Source organism: Polyangium mundeleinium (genome assembly GCF_028369105.1).
Classification (GTDB): domain Bacteria; phylum Myxococcota_A; class Polyangia; order Polyangiales; family Polyangiaceae; genus Polyangium; species Polyangium mundeleinium.
The window spans coordinates 1,482,600-1,501,386 of the sequence record NZ_JAQNDO010000001.1 but is presented as its reverse complement, the minus strand read 5'-3'; the positions used below and the strand labels follow the sequence as shown (position 1 = coordinate 1,501,386).

The following is an 18,787-nucleotide window of genomic DNA, read 5'->3' as shown; positions in this document are numbered from 1 at the left end:
AGACAAGTCATGGTCATTCGAGTTCCGAAGGTAACCTCCGCCGCGGTGTGGCTGGCAGTCTTCCTGGGTTGCGGGGCGGCACGCTCGCCTACGCCAAAGAAAATCATCGAGAGCAGCGAGACCTCGCCGCCACTGGGCGCCTCCTCGCCGAAGGAAACCTCTGCACTGCCGCCTGAAGTGATCCAGCGCGTCGTCCGCCAAGCCTTTCCCCGCTTCCGCCTGTGCTACGAGAATGGCCTCCGACATAATGCGGACCTCCGGGGCATCGTCGTCACGCGTTTCATCATCGGACTCGACGGTACGGTCAGCCGTGCTGCTGCGGTGCCGCCCGCGGGTTGGCAGCAGCCTCCCTCGCCGTCACGTCCCCCCATGCCCGATCCCGCGGTGACGGCCTGCGTGGTGAAAGTAATCACCGAGCTCCAGTTTCCGCGTCCCGACGGGCGTGTCGTGGCGGTGGTGTACCCGATTTTCTTCAGTGCAGGGGACAGCGAGCCCGATGTAGGCAATGCACAAAATCGAGGCGAGGCAAGATAATGCGGGGCGCCGCCGCGCCCCGCTGCCCGCCTTGATGGGGGCTATCCTTCAAGCTGTTGCAACGGGTGCCTGTTTCTCGGAGGGCCATCGAGCATCGACAGACTCACGGCGCACCGCATCACGTGCTCCAGCGTCTTCCGTGCCAGTAACTCGCCCGGTCGGGTCGACGACCTGCACCTGCCACCGCAGGTATACTTTATCGTACATCGACAACAGCACGCCCCATATCACGTGGCCCCGTATCTGCTCAGCACGGGGCGAGCCGAGGAGAGAAACGAGGTGGCGTGCCCAGTTACTTGATTATCTTGTAACCCAGACGTCGTAGTTCTTCCCTCGCTCGTCGCCTGTCCTCCTCGCTAGGCGGATGAAGTGGCGGTACCACAAGAGCACTGGATCGGACAGGGCGGCGACGGAGACCTCCGCCAGGGCTCTCGTGATCTTCCGGCGCGTCGAGAAGATCTGCGATCCGCCGAAGCAGAATTGCTATCTGCGTCCACTTGCCTTTGGCCGATGCTACCGGTGATAGCTTCCGCTCTTTTTGCGTAGATGCGCCCCGTTTGTCACCCTGCTGATCGTTACGTCGGTGTCGCGGCGGCATGCTGTATGCTCCTGGCCCGGGCGAGTTTCGCGCGAGGTCGGGAAGACCATACGGATGTTCGACAATCGACGTCAAGGTGGACGCAAGCCTGGCTGCTGCCCGCCCTCAGTTGGCGACGCTCGTGCCCTGATTTGCCTGGGGTTTGGCGCTCGTGCCAGTCTGGAACCGTCGGTGCGCAAAATTCTTTGCCGTGGACGGCCAGGCATGTATGCTGGGACTGGTGTGTGATGCCTCCCCCGGTCGACGTGTACATCTCCTTTGCGCCGGAAGACGCGGCGTCTTGCGAGACGCTCGAGAGGCACCTCGCGCGCTTCGTGAACAAGGGTCGCATCCGGGTCGCGCACCAGGGAAAGGTCGCCCCTGGTCAGAACATCAACGCCGTCCTGGATGTCTGGTTTTCGCAAGCGCGCATTGTTGTACTTTTGCGTACAGTAAATTTCGAAAATAATGACCGATGCCGCAGCGAGGAGCAGTGTGCCTTTGAACGACAAGAGAGGCACGAGGCGAGAGCCGTTCCGGTCCTCGTTAGGCACCACGCCTTGAATACGACCCGCGTGTTTCCGGCCGGTGTAGCCACCCTTCCTGGCAGGGGGTTCGTCGAGAGCTGGCCGAATCGCGATGAGGCTTGGACGGTCGTCGCTGAGGGCATCTACGGTATTGTTAAAAGCCTACTTACGGCCGAGGGTTACGTCGATCCGCCTGTGAGTATGCCCATGCATGCGCCACTCGGGCAGCACTATCAGACGCCAGGCGTCTCCCCGATGCAGCCTCAATATGCGCCTCAACAGGCGGCTCCACAGGCCGCCACCACCGCGAACAGCGAATGGGGCGCAATGTTCCGCAAAGCCGTCGGGCTTTGCCTTCTGGGCTACGCCGTATACCTCGCGTGGCCAAGCACGGCACACGAGAACGCTACCGCGGCGCCGCCAGCCCCCGTCGCCCCCATCCAGGTCGCTACGACGCCTCTCGCGCCCCGCACGACGACCACGCCTACCGGCATCTACGCATCTTCGTGCTGCGGCGGAATCGACTGCCAAGCCGATGCCGAGAACAGGAGGAAACTCCCAGACGTGTGCCTCGATGGTCAGGCGATGTGCGGGAAATGTGGTTCTGGAAGGGCGCGCGTGCCGGGCGCGTGCAGCGAGAACCTCAGCGCCGAGCAGCGCTATTCGCTCCGGCTAGCCCACGCATTGATCAACGGTAACGAGCCGTCCAAGGATGCGCTCGTATGCTTCCGCCGACCAGGAGCAACCGAATCTCGCACGTGTGTCCCTTACTCGTCCGCGCACGCAAATTCGGAGAAGCTGTTTGCAACGCCGCCGCTGCCGGTACCTATTGTACTGGGTGAGTTAATCCACGGAAAGGGAATCCAGATCGAGATCTGGGAGCCTGGACAACTTCTCCCTAGTCTGCAATTCACAGCGAGCCACAACTACATCAAGACAACCGCGCTATGCATCGGGCTTCGGCTCGCGCCACCGAACGCCAAGGACACGCGCGTGCTGGTATTCATCGATGATCCTTGATGGCCGCCGGTCAAGGCCGGGCCAGGCCTTCAACCACGGCTCTGATTCCACGCGCGACGTCCGTCCACGCAGCGTCGCGACTCTGCCACTCCGCGACGGGTTTGGCGTCTCTCGGGAGAGCCTGTAGCGCCCCGAGTGGTGTCTGGTGCCAGTCGCAGGCACGCACGATGATAGGGACGACGCGCGCTTGGCCGGCCTCGCGGCGTTCGAGTGCGCGCTTCATCTCGATCTCGTAGCAGTAGTTGGACGCGATGAAATCGGCGCTGACGAGCACCAGCACGAGGTGCGCCTTTTCGAGATGTACGTCGATCGCGTGCTTCCAGCTCTCGCCGGCTGGGATGAGCCGGTCGTGCCACTCGTGGATCAACCCGCTCCGCCGAAGGCTAGACAAGTGGGCCGCGAGCTCGTCACGCATGGCCTCGTCCCGGTGCGAGTAGGAGAAGAAGACGTCGATCGGTTTCATTCGAGCTCGTTCGCGAGCTAGCCGACCCTGTACGACGCGTCAAGTGCTGGCGTAAAGCGACTCCGCGCACGTTCGGTCCAGCTCAGGGGCCCCGCCGCCGAACATCCTGCGCTAGTTGTCCTGCCGGGTTGCCGGCCACGGGTCTCAGCGCGAGCTCGTCCGCTCCTGTTACCAGAGCGTTACCACGACCCCATTACCGTCGTGTCTCATCACGTCGTCTCCCGGGCACTCCGAAGAACCCCCTCACCTTCGCGAAAGTGCCTGGAACGACGCTGTTTCTGATGTCATTCTCATACTTTGGCGAGGGGGCTCCCGGATCACGGGCCGAGGTTTCCTAAACCGAAGGTCGCAGGTCCGATTCCTGCCGGGGGTGCCAGTAAAATCAAGAAGTTACACGCGTCAGGAAACCGCTGGCTCTCCCGCGTGCCAAATCTCTGCCAAATCTCACGCGTGGCCCTCGGCGGGGAGCGACGGCACCTGGCCTAACCGGCGCTTCCCCGGGGCGCGTGAGCATGCCCACGGCTCTCTAGAGGTCCCGCGCCCATGCCCGGACAGAGGCCCCCGGGCCGGCCCCTTCAACCGGCACTGGTTCGGGTCCCTCCGTCCCTCCCTGCGTCGCCGGATCTCTGCGTCGCCACCTGCACGGTGCTGCTCGCCCGCTCGCCCGCGCACGCCCATCGCCCCGCCGTGCCGTACCAGGAGACCAGGAGCTAGAACAGAGCGGGCCGTCCTAGCTCGCTCCGCAGACCGGCCCGGATGTGGCCGCTGTCACCTCGGCAAGAACTCGTGCCCGGTGCTCTTGCCCTCGAACACGCGGATGTACCGTTCGGTCGTCTGCACGTCGGCGTGCCCAAGCCAGACGCTCACCTGCTTGAGCGACGCCCCGTTCGCGTGCACGGCGCTCGCCCAGGCGCGCCGCAGATCGTGCATGGAGAACTGCGGCAGCCCGGCCGCCTTCCGGATCCGCTGGATCTCCTTCCACACCGACTTATCGTCTAGCGCGATCGCCTCCCGCACGGCAACGAGCGCGAGCGCAGCCGCGGCGGTCTTCGCCGAGATCGGGATCTCGCGATAGCGATACCCCTTCGTCGTCCAGTTCTTCTTGGGCGTGATCGTGAGGATCCCGCGCGGCGCGTCCACGTCGCTCGCCTCGAAGTGACGCGCTTCGTCGATGCGGATCGCGCTCCCAGCCGTCATGCGGAAGAGCGCGGCGTACCCGGGCTTCGCCATCTCGTCGGCCTTGTCGAGGAACGCGTCGATCTGCGATGGCGATAGTGTCGTCGCGTTCGGCTTCGGCCGCGGCTCGCGCAGCTTCAGCTCGGCGAACTCCTCCTGCTTGAACGGATTCTGCTCAATGAGGCCCTCGCGCTTGGCGAACGCGTACATGCGCCGTACAGCCGTCAGCGCCCGGTTGATCGTCGCTGCTCCGTTGCCGGCGGCCGTCCTACTTCGGACAAACGAGGACATCACCTTGAAGGTGACCTCGTCCGCGCGACGGATCTTCCGATCTTCGGCCCATTCGATGAACTTGAGGACGCGGTGCGCATACGAGGCCGCCGTTTTCTTCGTGTGTCGCGGCGGTTGACAGTGCTGGATGAACTGCATGCCGAGCTCGCTCAGGAGCGGCGCTGGAGCTTCCGAAGGGCCTCTCGCAGCTCCGCCGCGCTTTGCGGCAGGGTCGCGTCGTGCCTGGGCGACGAGTTCGTCGAGCCGTCGCTGGGCCTCGACTCGGTCGGCGGTCCCGAGCGCGACCTCGCGGCCCTCGATCCAGCCGGTCCAGAGCTTCTTCTTGCCTCGGCGTCGGAGGAGATGCGGCTGGCCGAGGATATACTTGCGTTTCGCCATGCGGGGTCTCGGAACGAGGCTCCAATGCGGGAAGCCTCGAGCAGGCGCGTCACGCTTTCGGCGTCGACGCGGACTTGTCGGTTGATCCGGTAGGCGACGAGCTCGCCAGCCTTGATCAGGCGGCGCACCGTCCGCGTGGACACGCCGAGAACGGCGGCCACCTCTGCTACTGGGAAAAGGTTCGGGAGGCCTTCCGTGGGCGCGGTGGGCCGTCCAGGCTTCTTATCCCTTGGGGGCGCCTTGTTCTGCGCGCGGCCAGGATCGGTCTGCGCAGATAAGCCCGGGCCGAGTTCGAGTGCCTGTGGGTCCAGCGGACGGTCTGGTGCTGACGCGCGATGCGAAGACATCCCAGCCGCCTCCAGTGGCGGCATCATTCTGGACGTTCTAGGCTTCGCACATGGGCAGCACTTGCCATCCCGATCCGGAACTCACGGCCGCCCTGGCAGCGCTCGAAGAGGACGAGCAGGAACGCAACGAGGAGGCCATCCGCAGCGTCCGCAAGCGCCTCACCACGCGCATCAAGGCCGAGGATGACCTCGGTGTGCTTGAAACGCTGCGCCCTCGTGAGATCGCCCGCGTCCTGGCAGGGGAGATCGACGACGGGCTCCATTTCTTCGAGCTTGCTCGGGCCCGTGGGCACTTCGTGGAACTCGGCCTGAAGCTCCACCCCTTCTACGACGCGTTCGTGGCCGAGCGATTGAAAGCGAAGCGAGGGACAAAGCGCTACGTGCCGGACGAGGAGACGTTGCGCGCTCGCTTTGGCGATGACTGGGCGCTCGTGCGGGATGGGTGGCCGGCCGTGGCGTTCCTCGTGAAGGTGCTTGAACTACGCGAGGACACGTCGTTGCCGCCCGAGGAGAAGGCCGCGCGAGAGGAGGCGTATTGGATCGAGGCGGAAGTCTTCCTGACGCTTCTCCATCCGAACCAGCGGTAAAGCCCGATGTGCAGGCATTCGTGGAGCGCGTCATCTCCGCCATGAGCAAAAAGCGAGATGAACTGCTCGTATACGAGACCCTTAACTACGTTTTCGATGACGTCGACGGACTACAGAAGCGCTTACTTGCCTATTCGCCCGGCGGTGAAGAAGCCAGGGCCCTGGAGCGCTACGTCGGGGCATTCAAGAATGCCGCCCGAGATCTTCGGGCAAAGATCGCTGGCCCCGCGACGCTGGGCACCACCGGGGGTCAAGAAATCAAGCGAAGTGCCGGTACGCTCCGCCGATGGAAGCACGAGGAGAGACGGCGGGCGCAGCCCGGAACGCCACCATCGCGAAAGTCGCTTGTGGACATCGCAGACGAGAAGGAGGCGCGTCGCCAACATAGAGATCCGACGGGAGAATTTCTTACGTTGACACAGGTGGCAGAAAACTTGAGGGTCCCGGAGAGCAGCGTCCGAAACGCCGTAAAGAGAGCGCGTGAGGCGGGGGAGCTTGCGCCGCGGCGCCTGCTCGGCAGCACCAGCTACGCGTTCCGCCCTGGACACGACGAGAGGATCATCGAGCGTTTCCTGGGCCGGCGGCGAGCCCCAAAAGGTGGTCGTACGATCGAGGCCGCCGCGCGCGAGGCAGGCGTGCCGCTCGAGCAGGCGCTCAGTCTCATCCTGGCCATCGAAGAGGAGCTTGGCTGGGAGGCTGAACGCGCGATTAGCGCGGGGAAAGTCATCCCACGCGACCAGTACGAGGCCCTCGTACAGATGCTCCGTGACGGCTGCGACGTCGCCGCCGCAAGCGGTAGTGCGAAGCCTCGAACGTCCTGACCTCATGCGCCTGCCTCGTGCAGGGCCAGGAGGTCAGCGTGCTGCTTGCTCTCAAGATGGCGCTCATGCGCCGGGGGGTTCGCCAATACGATGCGGCGCGTCTGCTGGGCATCACCGACACCCGGATGTCCCGCATCATTTGCGGCCGGCTGGCGGCGACCGACGACGAAAAGAAGCGGCTGGCGCAGTTGCTCGAGACGCCGGTCGAGGAGCTCTTCGCTGATGCCACTCCCGCGGCAGGAGGCTCACGATGAGCACCTCCATCCGCGCGATGGAGGCCAACGTCGTCAAGTTCGGGACGGCGTACGTGCCCGAGTTCTACTGGCCGCTCGTCGCCGAGCTTCTTCAGATGCTCGTGGCCACGCCGACCACGCCCACCGTCGGGGGGCCGAGCATGGTGACCGGGGACAAGGACGCGATCGGCATCGCGGGCCCGTTCACGACGGCGCAGCCGGCCATGGCCGTACCGCCAACCGAGTCGGTGACAGACGCAGCTCCAACGACCACGCCCGGCACCGAGAAGTACGATGCCGAGGGAGGCCCCGTCATCCCCGGCGCCTCTCCAGGCACAGGGGCGACTCCCCCCGCCGCAACCCCGGCCGTAGATCAGCCGCCACCGCTTCCGGCTCTGCCTACACGGCCTCGCGAGCGTCGATCGTCGTCTCGTCGAAGGTCTCGACGGTCGGGGCCCAGCATGGCGGAGCCGATCAGCTCCCGCACCACCAATACGGCGGAGCGGTCGATCGCGATGCACGCCCCGGCGCCGGCGGCGCGCTGCGCGACATGTGGCACCCCCGGCGTTCGCACCGAGGCGTGGGTCTGCGGCGTGTGCGACGAGCCCTTCATCCTCGGCGGCCAGCTCGTGGTCTCGCTGGCCGGCCTGGATGAGAAGCTGGCCGCTGGCGGGCTGTACTGCGAGCGCTGCGGCGAACGGCGCCCCCCTTTCGAGCACCTCGCCTGCACCGGCTGCTCTGCACCGGCGCGTCACATCGGGGACGTCCTAGCTCACAACCGCCGCGAGCAAGGCAGACACGCCGCCCATGCAGGCGCGGACGCTTCAGTCGAGCTCCCCGACGACGGGATCACGACCGACCCCGAGATCGAAGCGCTGCTCCCGCGCGAGTCGAACGAGGAGTACGCCCTGCTCGAGCAGGACCTGCGCGCCCACGGCTGCGTGGCTCCGCTCGTCGTCTGGCAAGATGGTCCGCGTCAGGTTCTCCTTGATGGCCACACCCGGCGCGCGATCTGCCGAGCCCACCGCATCTTCTACGAGAAGAAGATCCTCGAGTTCCCGGACCGGACGTCCGCCATCCTATGGGTCATCGAGAACCAGCTCGGCCGACGGAACCTCACGCCCGAGGCGCAGGCGTACCTGCGCGGTCGCATCTACAACTTGGAGAAGCGGCAGGGGGCCCGCACCGACCTCGATACTTCTCGCCAGGGTGGCGAGAAGATGTCGGAGCGGCTAGCCGAGATCTATAGGGTGGGCAGCCGCACGATCGAGCGCGATGCTCAGTTCGCCAGGCTGCTCGATCAGCTCGCCGCGACGTACGGGACGGCGATCAAAAACGCCGTACTCACGCGCGACGCCAAGATGACGCGCGCCGAGGTCGCCCAGGCCGTGAAGCTGGATGCTCTCACGCGGGAGCGCATCCTCGCACGGATCCGCCAAGGTGAGGCGGCTGTCGACGTGATCCGCGAGGCCGTGCGGGGGCGCGCAGCCGATGACGCGCGAGCTTGCGCCCCGGCGGCAGAGAGCGACGCCGGCCAGGCGGAGACCGCCACGAAACCGGAGCTCCAAAACGGTGAAGAAGAGCCGCCGGAGAGTGCTTCTCCTTCTCCCGCTCCCTTTGGCTCGCGCGATGCCGGCCGTCTCGATCAGCACCCCGTCACCGTGGCCATGCACAACCTCGAGACCGCGCTCCGCAACTTGAAGCAGGGCGAGCTCAGCCCCACGGATGCGCGGCGGATCGAGCAGTGGCTCTCGCAGATCCAGCAGATCCTCGCGGCCCGTTTTCAGGCGCGTGCTGGCCAGCCGATCGAGGTGGCCCGTGGGTAAAGGCTCGGCGATCGAGTGGACGCACCACACATTCAACCCGTGGTGGGGCTGTACGAAGATCTCGCCGGGCTGCAAGTACTGCTATGCAGCGGCGTCGGCGGAGCGGTGGGGGCACGAGGTCTGGGGGAAGGATGCCACCCGCCGCTCGTTCGAGGAGCAGCACTGGCGGGAGCCGCTCGCATGGAACCGCGACGCAGCGCACGAGGGGCAGCGCAAGCGCGTGTTCTGCGCCTCGATGGCCGATGTCTTCGAGGACCGCGAGGATCTCGTGCCGCACCGGGAGCGGCTATGGAAGCTCATCGCGGAGACGCCGTGGCTCGACTGGCTGCTCCTGACGAAGAGGCCGGAGAACGTCGGCGCGATGGTCCCCTGGGGCGAGAAATGGCCCCCGAACGTTTGGCTCGGCACGACGGTCGAAAACGCCGAGTTGGCGGCGAAGCGTATCCCCGAGCTGATCAAGCATCCGGCCGTCGTACGATTCCTGTCCTGCGAGCCGCTGCTCGACGAGATCAAGCTCGGCCCGTGGCTCGGCGAGATCGACTGGGTGATCGTCGGGGGCGAGAGCGGGCACGGCGCGCGGCCCATGGAGCCCGCCTGGGCGCGGACCCTGCGTGATCAATGCGTGCGGGCCGGAGTCGCCTTCTTCTTCAAGCAGTGGGGCACATGGGGCATCACCGAGGCCGGGGTGCTTACGCACTCGTTCATCACGGTGCCCGATGCCGTCGGCGAGGAGCAGGTCTTGGTCCGGCTCGGCAAGAAGAAGTCGGGGCGCGACCTGGACGGCCGGACATGGGACGAGGTGCCGAGCAGCGGGCGACGGCGGGCACGTCCTCGTGATGCGGAGGAGCAGGACGCGGGAGATGCGGCGATGAACATCGAGGGTAAGTCCCCCACGGCGAGCGGTCCCGCTGCCATGCCGGAGCCTGAGATGCCTCAGGATGGTGTGGGCGCCGCAGCATATCACGGGTCGCCGCGAAGCCTGCGCGTGCCCAGCGAACCCCTGCCGCCGGGCGTTAGCGTACGCATGGTGGCCATCCGGGACATCGTCATCCCGCCGAACCGGCAACCCGACCCTGATGTCGTCCGCCATCTCGTGACGTCGATCTCCGATCTGGGGCTGTTGAATCCGATCATCCTCACCCCTTATGGCGATCTCGTCGCCGGAAGAAACAGGGTCGCCGCTTACGTCGAGCTGGGGTACCCGCAGATCGAGGCTCACATCGAGACGTGGGGCGCCGTCGACCGGGAGCTGGCCAAAATCGATGAGAACCTGGTTCGTCGCCGGTTCTCCGTGCTCGAGCGCGGCCAGCTCCTCGCCCGGCGGAAGGAACTCTATGAGGCGCTCCACCCGGAGGCACGGCAGCACGCCCGGGGCGGGCGCGCCAAGGCAGCGGCCGGCGGTGCAACCGAAATCATTTCGCTCGCACCGGCCTTTGCCGCGGATGCAGCAGCCAAGCTCGGCACGTCCGAGCGGACCGTGCAGGAGGAGATCAGGATCGCAAGGAATCTGGCCGCCGATGCGGCCGAGCTCATCCGGGGTACAGCGCTCGCGGACGAGAAGGTGAAGCTCATGGAGCTCACCCGCCTTCCGCGGGATCAGCAGGCTGCCGTCGCGCGGCTGCTTGCCGAGGGGCGCACCAGAAGCGTGAAGCGGGCCGCTGGCATGCTCCAGCGCACTGCCACCCAGAGCGCCTCCGTGACCCAGGATACGAAGAGCTGCGGAGAGGGTACGTTGCCGACCCAGGATACCACGTCCGATACCGCGAAGGCAGTGGTCGAGCAGCCCGACCAGCCTCCTGCCGGCGCGGCGGCGCTCCCGACCCAAGGCGAGGATTCGACTGTCCGCCTCGACGAGCGGCCGGAGCCCATGATGCCGATCGACCCCGCGAGCGTGCGCCGCATGCCTGCCTATCGCCCTGGGGGCCTCGCCGGCGCGGATGAGACCGATATCGGTGATCAGGAGGTGGCGAGCATTCCTCGGGCGCTCGCCGACGTACGAAACAAGCTTAGACGCTCGAAGCCGGGCAGGATGAACGCCGATCTCGTGTCGACCCTGCGTGAGCTCCTCACCGAGATCGATCGCGAGCTGAGGCTCCACGAGGAGGCTACCGATCGATAAGCCGATCCCGCTGGGTAAGGCTGTCGCTTCGACTCCACACGCTCCAGAGGCGGCGGGGCCAGCCATACGCTGCATTCCCCTTCTGGGGTTCGGCGTGTGACTGCCTGGGCAGTCCGACGATGTCCGTGAGCCTCTTCCCGCGCCGAGTGCCCCGCGAATACTCAGCTACTCGGCCGCGAAATGCGGAAACACAACATAGATGACGCCGACGGCGTCGACAACAAAGAGAGATAACCACATGACTAAGGACAAGGAAACGGAAGGCAACGCGTCGAACAGAATTTCCGACGCAGGGTCGCGCGAAGAGCTCGTCGCTTCTTTCGGTGCAGGCTACGCGTTGCAGCACCTCTTCGATTCTATCGACGGTATTCGCCAGGCGATGGATGAGGGTGATGTCCGCTTCGAGCAGGACATCAAAGCCTGCGCCGTGGCGGCGCAATACATCACGGAGTGGTTCCGTGAGAAGAGGGTGGCTTTTGATGACGACCTGCAGCCCATCGCGCCAGCGACGACGCTCGAGCTGTCTCGGCTCAAGACGCTGCATGCTGAAGCAATGCACATGGCCCTAGACGCGATCCATGGTGCGGCGGAAGTAACCGAGGGCATCTGGTCCGATCCGGACTTCCTGCCTGCCATCGTCAATGATATGAATATCGAGGCTTTCGGCGCTGGACCACCGAACCGCCTCTGGGTGGGCGACCGCAAGACCGGCCAGAAGGTCGAGTTGGTGCGTGAGGTCTGCGCACGGTTGGCGTCTACGGGGCTGCTCGTCGATCTTGAAGGCTTCCCGGCGAGTCCGTTTCCGCGGAACCCGTTTCCCGGAATCAAAGGCCCGTCCAATAAACAGTAGTTCCGCTCGGCCTTACGCCTGGCGTTGATCTGGCTCACGTATGAGCGGCCCCACGTCTCATCATCCTGCATTATGGAGGACTGGGGCGTGGGGCTGCGCGCTCAACGTACGCGACACCCGGTAGCCGTCCTCGGCCGATGACTTGCCTGGATTGGCCAAGCGCGTCACCGGGCGCACGCCCAACATAACGGGTTCTCGTGAGCCCGGCCCTCGTGGAAGGGCGCGCTGGCCCAGCGAAAACGGGCGGTCTTTCGCCCCCCGCCCGGGTCAGGCGCACGGGAGCATGGCCCGAGCGGCGTGGGACGACAATTTTTAGGCTGAGCCTCATGGTTTCTCCGGAGGGTACTTCAACAGATCGGAAAGCAAAAGGTCGGCGAGCGCATGCGCGAACGGGCGCAGGCGCGGGTCGAGAGGCTTCTCGGAGACCGAACGCGTCGATCGGGTGGGCTCGACGGCGTTCGGAGAATCCGTCACGAGGGCCGAGGTGGCTGCGGAGACAACAGGGGCTCCTGATTCCGGCACAAATGGCTGCGGAGATGCAATCACCGCGTTCTTGCGTGTCGACGGACGGCGCGTCTTGGGCGTGCAAGGGCTTGAACTCGTCGTGGTCTCGGGGCGTGGGGTGCGGGCAGCTTCTTTCCGCGCCTTCATCGGATCCTCGCAAGCGGAGTGCTGCACAGCCGTTTGCCGCCGCATCGTCTTGCTACGCCCGGACGGGATACTCGTACTTTCCTGGCTGAGCTGCACGATGCTGCGCCGCCAAAGAAGCGCCGACTGGACCGGGTCGACGGGTCGCCAGATATCGCCCTCATCGGGCCCGTGGACAAACTCTTCGCGTTCGCCGTGGGCGTGGGCCGATTTTGTTGCGGCAAAACCTGCTCGTCCATCGCCGTCATCTCGAGAATGGAGAAGGATACCACAATTTGTTCTTCGACCAGTTCACCATCGCCCCTTCCCAGGAAGCTGTGGTTCCGTGCAACGAGGCGACGAGCTGTGCTGCCGACGGTTTTTCGCGGAACGTAGTTATTTCAATAGAACAAGTGGTCACTTGCTTCTTGAGCTACTGTTGAGCACGTTCTGCTTCTTTCAGCATGGAACCAAGGGTTTAGTGCGCTCGGTACAAGTTCTTGTTGTGCCGTGAAGACTTGTAGAAGGGGGTGCGCTTCCCTTTCTCGGATCCCACGTGATGGAATGCCAAGCCATGGATACTACATTCACGGCAGGCGACGCGGTCCGGGTCTCCGGGCTGCGTTATAAGAAGCTGGATGAGATTCTTCGGAGCGGGCTCTTGAAGCCCAGCGCCGGAGGTGGTCAGGGGCGCGGCTCGCCGCGTCGGTTCACGGCCCGAGATCTGCTCGCGCTGCGGCTCGCGCGGGAGATCTTGAGGGCAGGCATCCGCGTGCGGACGATGGTCGGAGCCTTGCGCTACGTGCAGCGGGGCCACGGGTTCCCCGAGCTCCACGAGCTCGTGAACGTGGCCATCTGGACCGATGGTCAAGAGGTCGTCTTGTTTGACAAGACGAAGAAGAACGCGGCCCCGGGCTCCAGCGAGCGCTGCGTGAGCCACCTCGTGGACCTCGGCCCTGCCGCAGAGCGTGTGCTCCGCCGTATCGAGCGCATCGCGAACACGGAGCCGCAGAGCCGGAAGAATAAGAAGGATCGTTGAAAAAGGAGAACGGCTCCATCCGCTTGGTCTGCGAAGCCGCGGAAGGAGCCGTCCAGGAGGTGAACATGAATCTAGCATGCGCTTCTACGGAAACCAATACAGGGGGCGCACAGGTGCTGCCCTTCGAGCCCCATCACATCCAGTACCTGGAGCACCGCGCCGTCGTCCCAGATTGGGCCGCCGAGGCCGGTCTGCGGTCCGTCTCGCCGGACGTGGGCGTGAGGCTGCTCGGTCGGGACCAGCCGCTTCCCTGTGGCGGGATCGCGATCCCATACCCCAACGCGCCGGGATATGTGCGGATCCGGCTCGACGAGGGCAAACCTCGCTACCTCGCCCCGGCCGGGCGGGAGGTCCCCATCTTCATCCCGCCGGGGTGCGAGTTCGAGGGCTCCGCGCCGCTCTACGTTGTCGAGTCGCCGGGCAAGGCGCTGGTCCTCCAGGACAACGGCTTCAATGCTATCGGGCTCGGCGGGATCTACTCGACGCTCACGAAGGACCACAAGCTCAATGACTCGTGGAACGTGGTGGGCCTCGTCCGGCGCGAGGTCGTCATCACGTTCGATGCGGGCCGGGCGCTGAACCCTGACGTCGCGCGAGCGGAAGCTCGGCTGGCCATCGCGCTCGAGCAGCACGGCGCCAAGGTGAAGGTGGCGGCGCTGCCGCTGCGCGATGACGGTGAAGATCAAGGGCCGGACGACTTCCGCGCCTCGAACGGGTACGTCGACCTTCGTAGGGTGCTGGCCGCGGATGTGCCCGCCGATCCGGTCGAGCGGGTGAAGAACATCTCGGCCGAGCAGGCCGTGAACCTCCTGGGCGACTTGCCGTTCTTGTGGTCGCTCACGGAGCGCGGCGTCGCCACGCAAAAGAAGGTCATGACGCTGTTGCGCCCGCACGGCGTCAGGGAGAGGGATCTTCAGCGCGCCCTGTACGAGGCCGAGCAGAAGGCCAAGAACCGGAGAATTCATGAAGAGGAGACGCCGGCCGGCGCGTTCTACGCTGTTCGCCGCGAGAAGCTCTGCTTGGTGAGCTCGCCGGACGGAGGCGTGACGGAGAACTGCCAGCCCCTAGGCAACTTCACGGCCCACATCGTCGAGGAGGAGATCTTGGACGACGGCGCCGAGAAGACGCGTGCCTTCGTCATCGAGGGCGCGCTCGAGACCGGAGTTCCCCTGTCGCGCGTGCGTGTGAGCCCGCAAGAGCTCGGGGGCGAGCTGTGGCCGAGCCAGAAGTGGGGCGCGAAGCCGATCGTCTACCCCGGCATCCCCAGGGTGGCGAGCCACCTCCGCGCTGCAATCCAGACAGTGTCGAGTCCGACGGAGACCGTGACGTACATGCACTCGGGTTTTCGAGACCATGGCGGCCGGTGGATCTATCTGCATGCCGGCGGTGCCGTGGGAGCGCACGATGTCTCGATTGAGCTCGAAGCCGCGTATCGCCGCTATAAGCTGCCCGCGTTCGCGGAGGATCCCCGGGAAGCGGTGAAGATCTCGCTCGACTTCCTCAAGACCGCCGACACACGTGTCACGTTGCCTTTGCTCTGCGCGGTCTATCGAGCGCCGCTTCAAAGCTCGCATTACTTCGACGCGGTGCTCATGCTGCACGGCAAGAGCGGCAGCATGAAGAGTTCGCTGGCCGCGCTCGCGCAGAGCCACTGGGGAGAATTCGATCACGCATCGCTGCCCCTGAGCTGGGGCTGGACGTTCAGCGCGATCGAGCTGTACCTCCACCGGATGAAGGACGCGCTCGTCACGATTGACGACTTCGCGCCGAAGAGTGCCGACGCCACGGACGAGACTCACAAGAAGGGCGCCCAGCTCGTTCGCCATGTCGGGAATGGGAGCTCGCGTGGTCGCCTCAAGTCGGATTGCACCGCGCGTCCTGATCGCCCCTGCCGAGCGCTCGTGCTGAGCACGGGCGAAGACCTGCCGAAAGGAGAGTCGATTCAGGCGCGGCTCGTCGCCATTCACATGTCGAAAGAGGACATCAACCTCGACGCACTGACGAGGCTTCAAGCCAACGCCCATCGTCTGCCGCACGCGATGGCTGCGTACGTCGAGTGGCTTATCCCGCAGATGCCGCAGCTCGAGGTCGAGGTGAAGAAGAAGTTCCAGGAGCTCCGTGACGAGATGCAGCAGAAGTACGGCCATCTCCGCGCCCCGGCCGCGATGGCGCACCTGCTCGTCGGCGCGTACTACTTCACTGAGTTCGCCAAGGACCTCGGCGTCATGAGCGACGAGGATGCCAAGGGCTACATCGATGAGGCCCGAGCGGCGCTCCTCGCGAACTATCGCGAGCAGGTGCGAGCGACGGAGCAGTCGAACCCCGGCCATCGCTTCCTGGAGGTGCTGCGCGATCTGCTGCTCCGGCGCAAGGTGACGTTGCAGTCGATGGGGATGCCGCTGACGTCGGCCAGCAGCGACGGCACGGAGCCTGTGGGCTGGAAGGACAAGACGCACGCCTACCTCCTGCCCGACGCCGCCTTCGAGGCGGTCAACAAGGCGTTGAAGTCGATGAACGAAGGCACGCCGCTCCAGCAGTACGGCCTCTGGAGCCGCATGGTCGAAGAGGGGCTCATTCTCCCGAACGGGAAGGAGCCCACGCACCGGCTCGATGTCGATGGGGACCGCAAGCGGGAGCGCGTGCTGAAGATCGACCTGACCAAGCTGCGGGGCGAGCCGGACCCGGACGGGTCGGGTGACGGAGGGCCCGGTCCTGGTGGTGGCGAGCCTGGTCCCGACGATGACGGCGGGGCGCTGTGCGAGGGGGGTGATGACGGGCTTGATCTCCCCTCGCTCTGGCGTCCCATCCGGAGCCCGGCGGAGAACATGAACGGCTCTGCGCCCCTCACGATAGCGAGCTTGCCCCCTTCGCCGGTGCTGGCTGTCCAGATGCCCGGTTCGTGTCCAGATCGATCCGGGCACGGGTGCGAAGGGCCCGGGGATGGCAAAACCCCAGCAGATCCAGGGGATATGCAGGCACGGACAGGTAATCAACCTCACTCTGACCAGATGACCAGATCTTTCAGGGGGGAGAGTCCCTCTGTGAGCGCCGATGTTGCGAGGCTTGGGTCTGTATCCCCGTCCCTGTCGGGGGCGCCTCTCCCCTCCGAAAAGATCTGGTCATCTGGTCAAGCCGGGCAAGGAGCCTCGTTTTCGCGGCGTTCTCGCTCCCCCGAGGGCCTCCAGGGATCTGGTCAAGCCGAGCAGACATCTGATCGAGCCGGGCCGGGCACCCTGGCGGAAGCCATCCTCCGCGCCGGGCGCGTCGGCCTGGTCGTCCATTCGACGGGCCCCGACATTACCGAGGGACCTGTCCTCGTCGCCCTCGCCCTGCCAGATGGACAGGCGCGGGTGTTCCACACGCTCGGTGGTGAGGAACTCGGCCCTGTCGCCGATGCCCTCTGCCAGGTGACGATCGTCGGCCACGACCTCAAGGGCGCGCTCGCGCAGTTTCAGTACCACCTCGGCTTCATGCCAGGCACGGTGGTGGATACGGCCATCGCGTGGCGGCTGCTCGACGGCGGCAGGCACCTCAAGAACCACAAGTACTTCTCCCTCGAGCGCGCGCTCGGCAAGCAGATTGTCCAAAAGAACATCGATTGGTCGACCGCGCCGAGCCCCGAGCTACGGGATGAGCTCGCGGAAGAGGCGCGGGATGTCCTGCGCCTCGCGGACATCTTCCAGAAGGATCTCCAAGAAGAGCGTCTCGAAGAAGTAGCCGCGCTCGAATTCAAGCTTCTCCCCATCGTCGCGCAGATGGAGGTGAGCGGTGTACCCATCAACCGAGTCGAATGGGAGCGGCTCGTCGACATGTGGACGAGCGAAGCCGCGGAACTCGAGAAGAACCTTGTCGCCACACTGGGCGTGAAGAACATCGATAACAACGAGGAAGTCCTCGCGGCTTTGCATCGGCTCGGTCTCCAGGTCGAGCGCACGAACAGCGAGGCCCTCGCGCCGTACATGCATCTGCCAGTAGCCCAGCAGCTCGTCCTCTACCGGCGCAATAACGGCTTCGTCACGGGTGCCGGCAACGGCGTGCTGCGGGCCTTCAGCCGTTCCGAGGACGGGCGCGTGCATGCGACGTTGAACCAGATCGGCGCCGTGACTGGCAGGCTCAGCGCGCAAGAGCCCAACCTGCTCGGCCTGCCGCGCGACAAGCAGGTGCGCTCGTGCATCCAGGCTCCCGCAGGCAAGAAGCTCGTCGTCGGGGATTACAACGCGATCGAGCTGCGCGTGCTCGCGGATCAGACAGGGGACGAGAAGCTCAAGGAGGTTTTCGGGAAGAGCGATGGAGACCCGCATCGCCACACGGCATCCCTGTTGATGAACGTGCCCGAGAACCAGGTCACCGACGAGCAGCGCAACCGGGCAAAGCCCGTGAACTTCGGGGGCTCGTTCGGGATGGGCGTGAACAAGCTCATCGCGTACGCGAAGAAGAACTACAAGGTGGACCTCAGGCCAGAGCAGGCGGCGCAGTTCAAGCAGATGTTCTTGCAGAACCACGCAGGGGTCGCGGCGTGGCAGAAGAAGATGGCCGAGGAGATGCCGGCCGAGCTACGCACGAAGAGCGGCCGGGTCTCGTACTACTTTGACCCCGCCGAGGATTACAACGCGCGCCTGGCCTTTCCCATTCAGGGCACTGCGGCCGATGGCATGAAGCAGGCGATGGTGCTTCTCGCCCCGCACCTCAAGCGGCTCGGGGCGCAGATGATCCTCGCGGTGCATGACGAGCTGCTCGTTGAAGCTCCCGAAGAACATGCTGAGGAGGTCAAGGTGCTCATGCGCGACAGCATGATCGCCGGGATGAAGAAGTACGTGCCCTCGGTGCCGATTGTGGTCGAGCCCAAGGTGATGTCGCGCTGGGAGAAGTAGATGGGCCACGGGCGACGGGCGGTGGACATGCGAGCTTCCCGCCCATCGGTTCTCGCCCGCCGTGGTCACGATCCTGGGCGTGCCGGTCAACCCCCCACGCCTTCACCAACCCGGCGTGAAGCACAGCAAAAGCACGAGAATAGGCGCTTTTTTGCCAACAGGGACGACGCGGCAAATCCCCTGGTGTTCTACGCATCCCTATGACTCCCTCGGGAACAGGCACACGAACGTTCCGAGCGGGCCCAAAGCTCAGGGCCCTTTCGGATCGCGAAGCGGCTGGAAAACAGGTTTTCGCTCTCCAGCGGGCGGGGATCCACGCGGGCCGCGTATGGAGATGGTCCCCGGGTCGGCTCGCTCTGGAGCCCTGCCAGTGCCTGCCGTCGTCCTCCTGGCACTCGAGGTGGTGGGGGGTGCAGGCTGGACCGGGGCCAAGGCCCTTGTGGTGCGACGGGCGAAAGGCCCGTCTCCGAGCCAGCGACAGATCTGCGAAGGTCTCGGGCA

General features: G+C 65.2%; 12 protein-coding genes and 1 pseudogene. 10 read left to right on the top strand and 3 right to left on the bottom strand.

All coding sequences use genetic code 11. From position 1 onward, the window contains the following. Positions 1-9: 9 nt before the first annotated feature. Together POL67_RS06200 and POL67_RS06195 are read left to right on the top strand one after the other, a co-directional pair. Positions 10-534: an AgmX/PglI C-terminal domain-containing protein gene (locus POL67_RS06200; protein WP_271916140.1), complete on the top strand. Its 525-nt coding sequence runs from the start codon at positions 10-12 to the stop codon at positions 532-534. A gap of 825 nt (positions 535-1,359) precedes the next feature. After that, the gene (locus tag POL67_RS06195) at positions 1,360-2,658 is read left to right on the top strand and encodes a TIR domain-containing protein (protein WP_271916139.1); all 1,299 of its coding nucleotides are present in this window, start codon (positions 1,360-1,362) and stop codon (positions 2,656-2,658) included. 10 nt (positions 2,659-2,668) lie between these two features. Here POL67_RS06195 and POL67_RS06190 read toward each other — a convergent pair whose 3' ends face one another. The 3 genes and pseudogenes from POL67_RS06190 to POL67_RS54115 all read right to left on the bottom strand — a co-directional run. After that, positions 2,669-3,121: a toll/interleukin-1 receptor domain-containing protein gene (locus tag POL67_RS06190; RefSeq protein WP_271916138.1), complete on the bottom strand. Its 453-nt coding sequence runs from the start codon at positions 3,119-3,121 to the stop codon at positions 2,669-2,671. Between the two features lie 768 nt (positions 3,122-3,889). Continuing rightward, entirely contained in the window at positions 3,890-4,966 is a 1,077-nt protein-coding gene (locus tag POL67_RS06185; RefSeq protein WP_271916137.1) for a tyrosine-type recombinase/integrase, read from the bottom strand. A gap of 44 nt (positions 4,967-5,010) precedes the next feature. Continuing rightward, positions 5,011-5,313: pseudogene (locus POL67_RS54115) on the bottom strand (helix-turn-helix domain-containing protein); the annotation flags it as partial. Between the two features lie 50 nt (positions 5,314-5,363). Between POL67_RS54115 and POL67_RS06180 the strand changes: the two are divergent. The 8 genes from POL67_RS06180 (at position 5,364) to POL67_RS06145 (ending at position 18,286) form a co-directional block, all read left to right on the top strand. Further along, positions 5,364-5,900, top strand: coding sequence for a hypothetical protein (locus tag POL67_RS06180; protein WP_271916136.1), 537 nt, complete (start codon positions 5,364-5,366; stop codon positions 5,898-5,900). A 20-nt stretch (positions 5,901-5,920) separates the two neighbouring features. Beyond that, on the top strand, positions 5,921-6,721 hold the full coding sequence (locus POL67_RS06175) for a hypothetical protein (protein WP_271916134.1): 801 nt from the start codon (positions 5,921-5,923) through the stop codon (positions 6,719-6,721). 38 nt (positions 6,722-6,759) lie between these two features. Further along, positions 6,760-6,975 (top strand): helix-turn-helix domain-containing protein, encoded by a 216-nt coding sequence (locus tag POL67_RS06170; protein WP_271916132.1) that lies wholly within the window; start codon positions 6,760-6,762, stop codon positions 6,973-6,975. Continuing rightward, complete coding sequence (locus POL67_RS06165; protein ID WP_271916131.1) at positions 6,972-8,780, top strand: hypothetical protein; 1,809 nt, start codon at positions 6,972-6,974, stop codon at positions 8,778-8,780. The genes POL67_RS06170 and POL67_RS06165 overlap by 4 nt, the downstream gene beginning before the upstream one ends. Continuing rightward, positions 8,680-10,899 (top strand): DUF5131 family protein, encoded by a 2,220-nt coding sequence (locus tag POL67_RS06160; protein ID WP_271916130.1) that lies wholly within the window; start codon positions 8,680-8,682, stop codon positions 10,897-10,899. The genes POL67_RS06165 and POL67_RS06160 overlap by 101 nt, the downstream gene beginning before the upstream one ends. Positions 10,900-11,137: 238 nt before the next feature. Continuing rightward, the gene (locus POL67_RS06155; protein WP_271916128.1) at positions 11,138-11,749 is read left to right on the top strand and encodes a hypothetical protein; all 612 of its coding nucleotides are present in this window, start codon (positions 11,138-11,140) and stop codon (positions 11,747-11,749) included. Between the two features lie 1,201 nt (positions 11,750-12,950). Next, positions 12,951-13,415 (top strand): hypothetical protein, encoded by a 465-nt coding sequence (locus tag POL67_RS06150; RefSeq protein WP_271916127.1) that lies wholly within the window; start codon positions 12,951-12,953, stop codon positions 13,413-13,415. Between the two features lie 65 nt (positions 13,416-13,480). Continuing rightward, positions 13,481-18,286 carry a DNA polymerase gene (locus POL67_RS06145; RefSeq protein WP_271916126.1) on the top strand — a complete coding sequence of 1,602 codons (4,806 nt, stop codon included), beginning with the start codon at positions 13,481-13,483 and terminating at the stop codon, positions 18,284-18,286. Positions 18,287-18,787 lie beyond the last annotated feature (501 nt).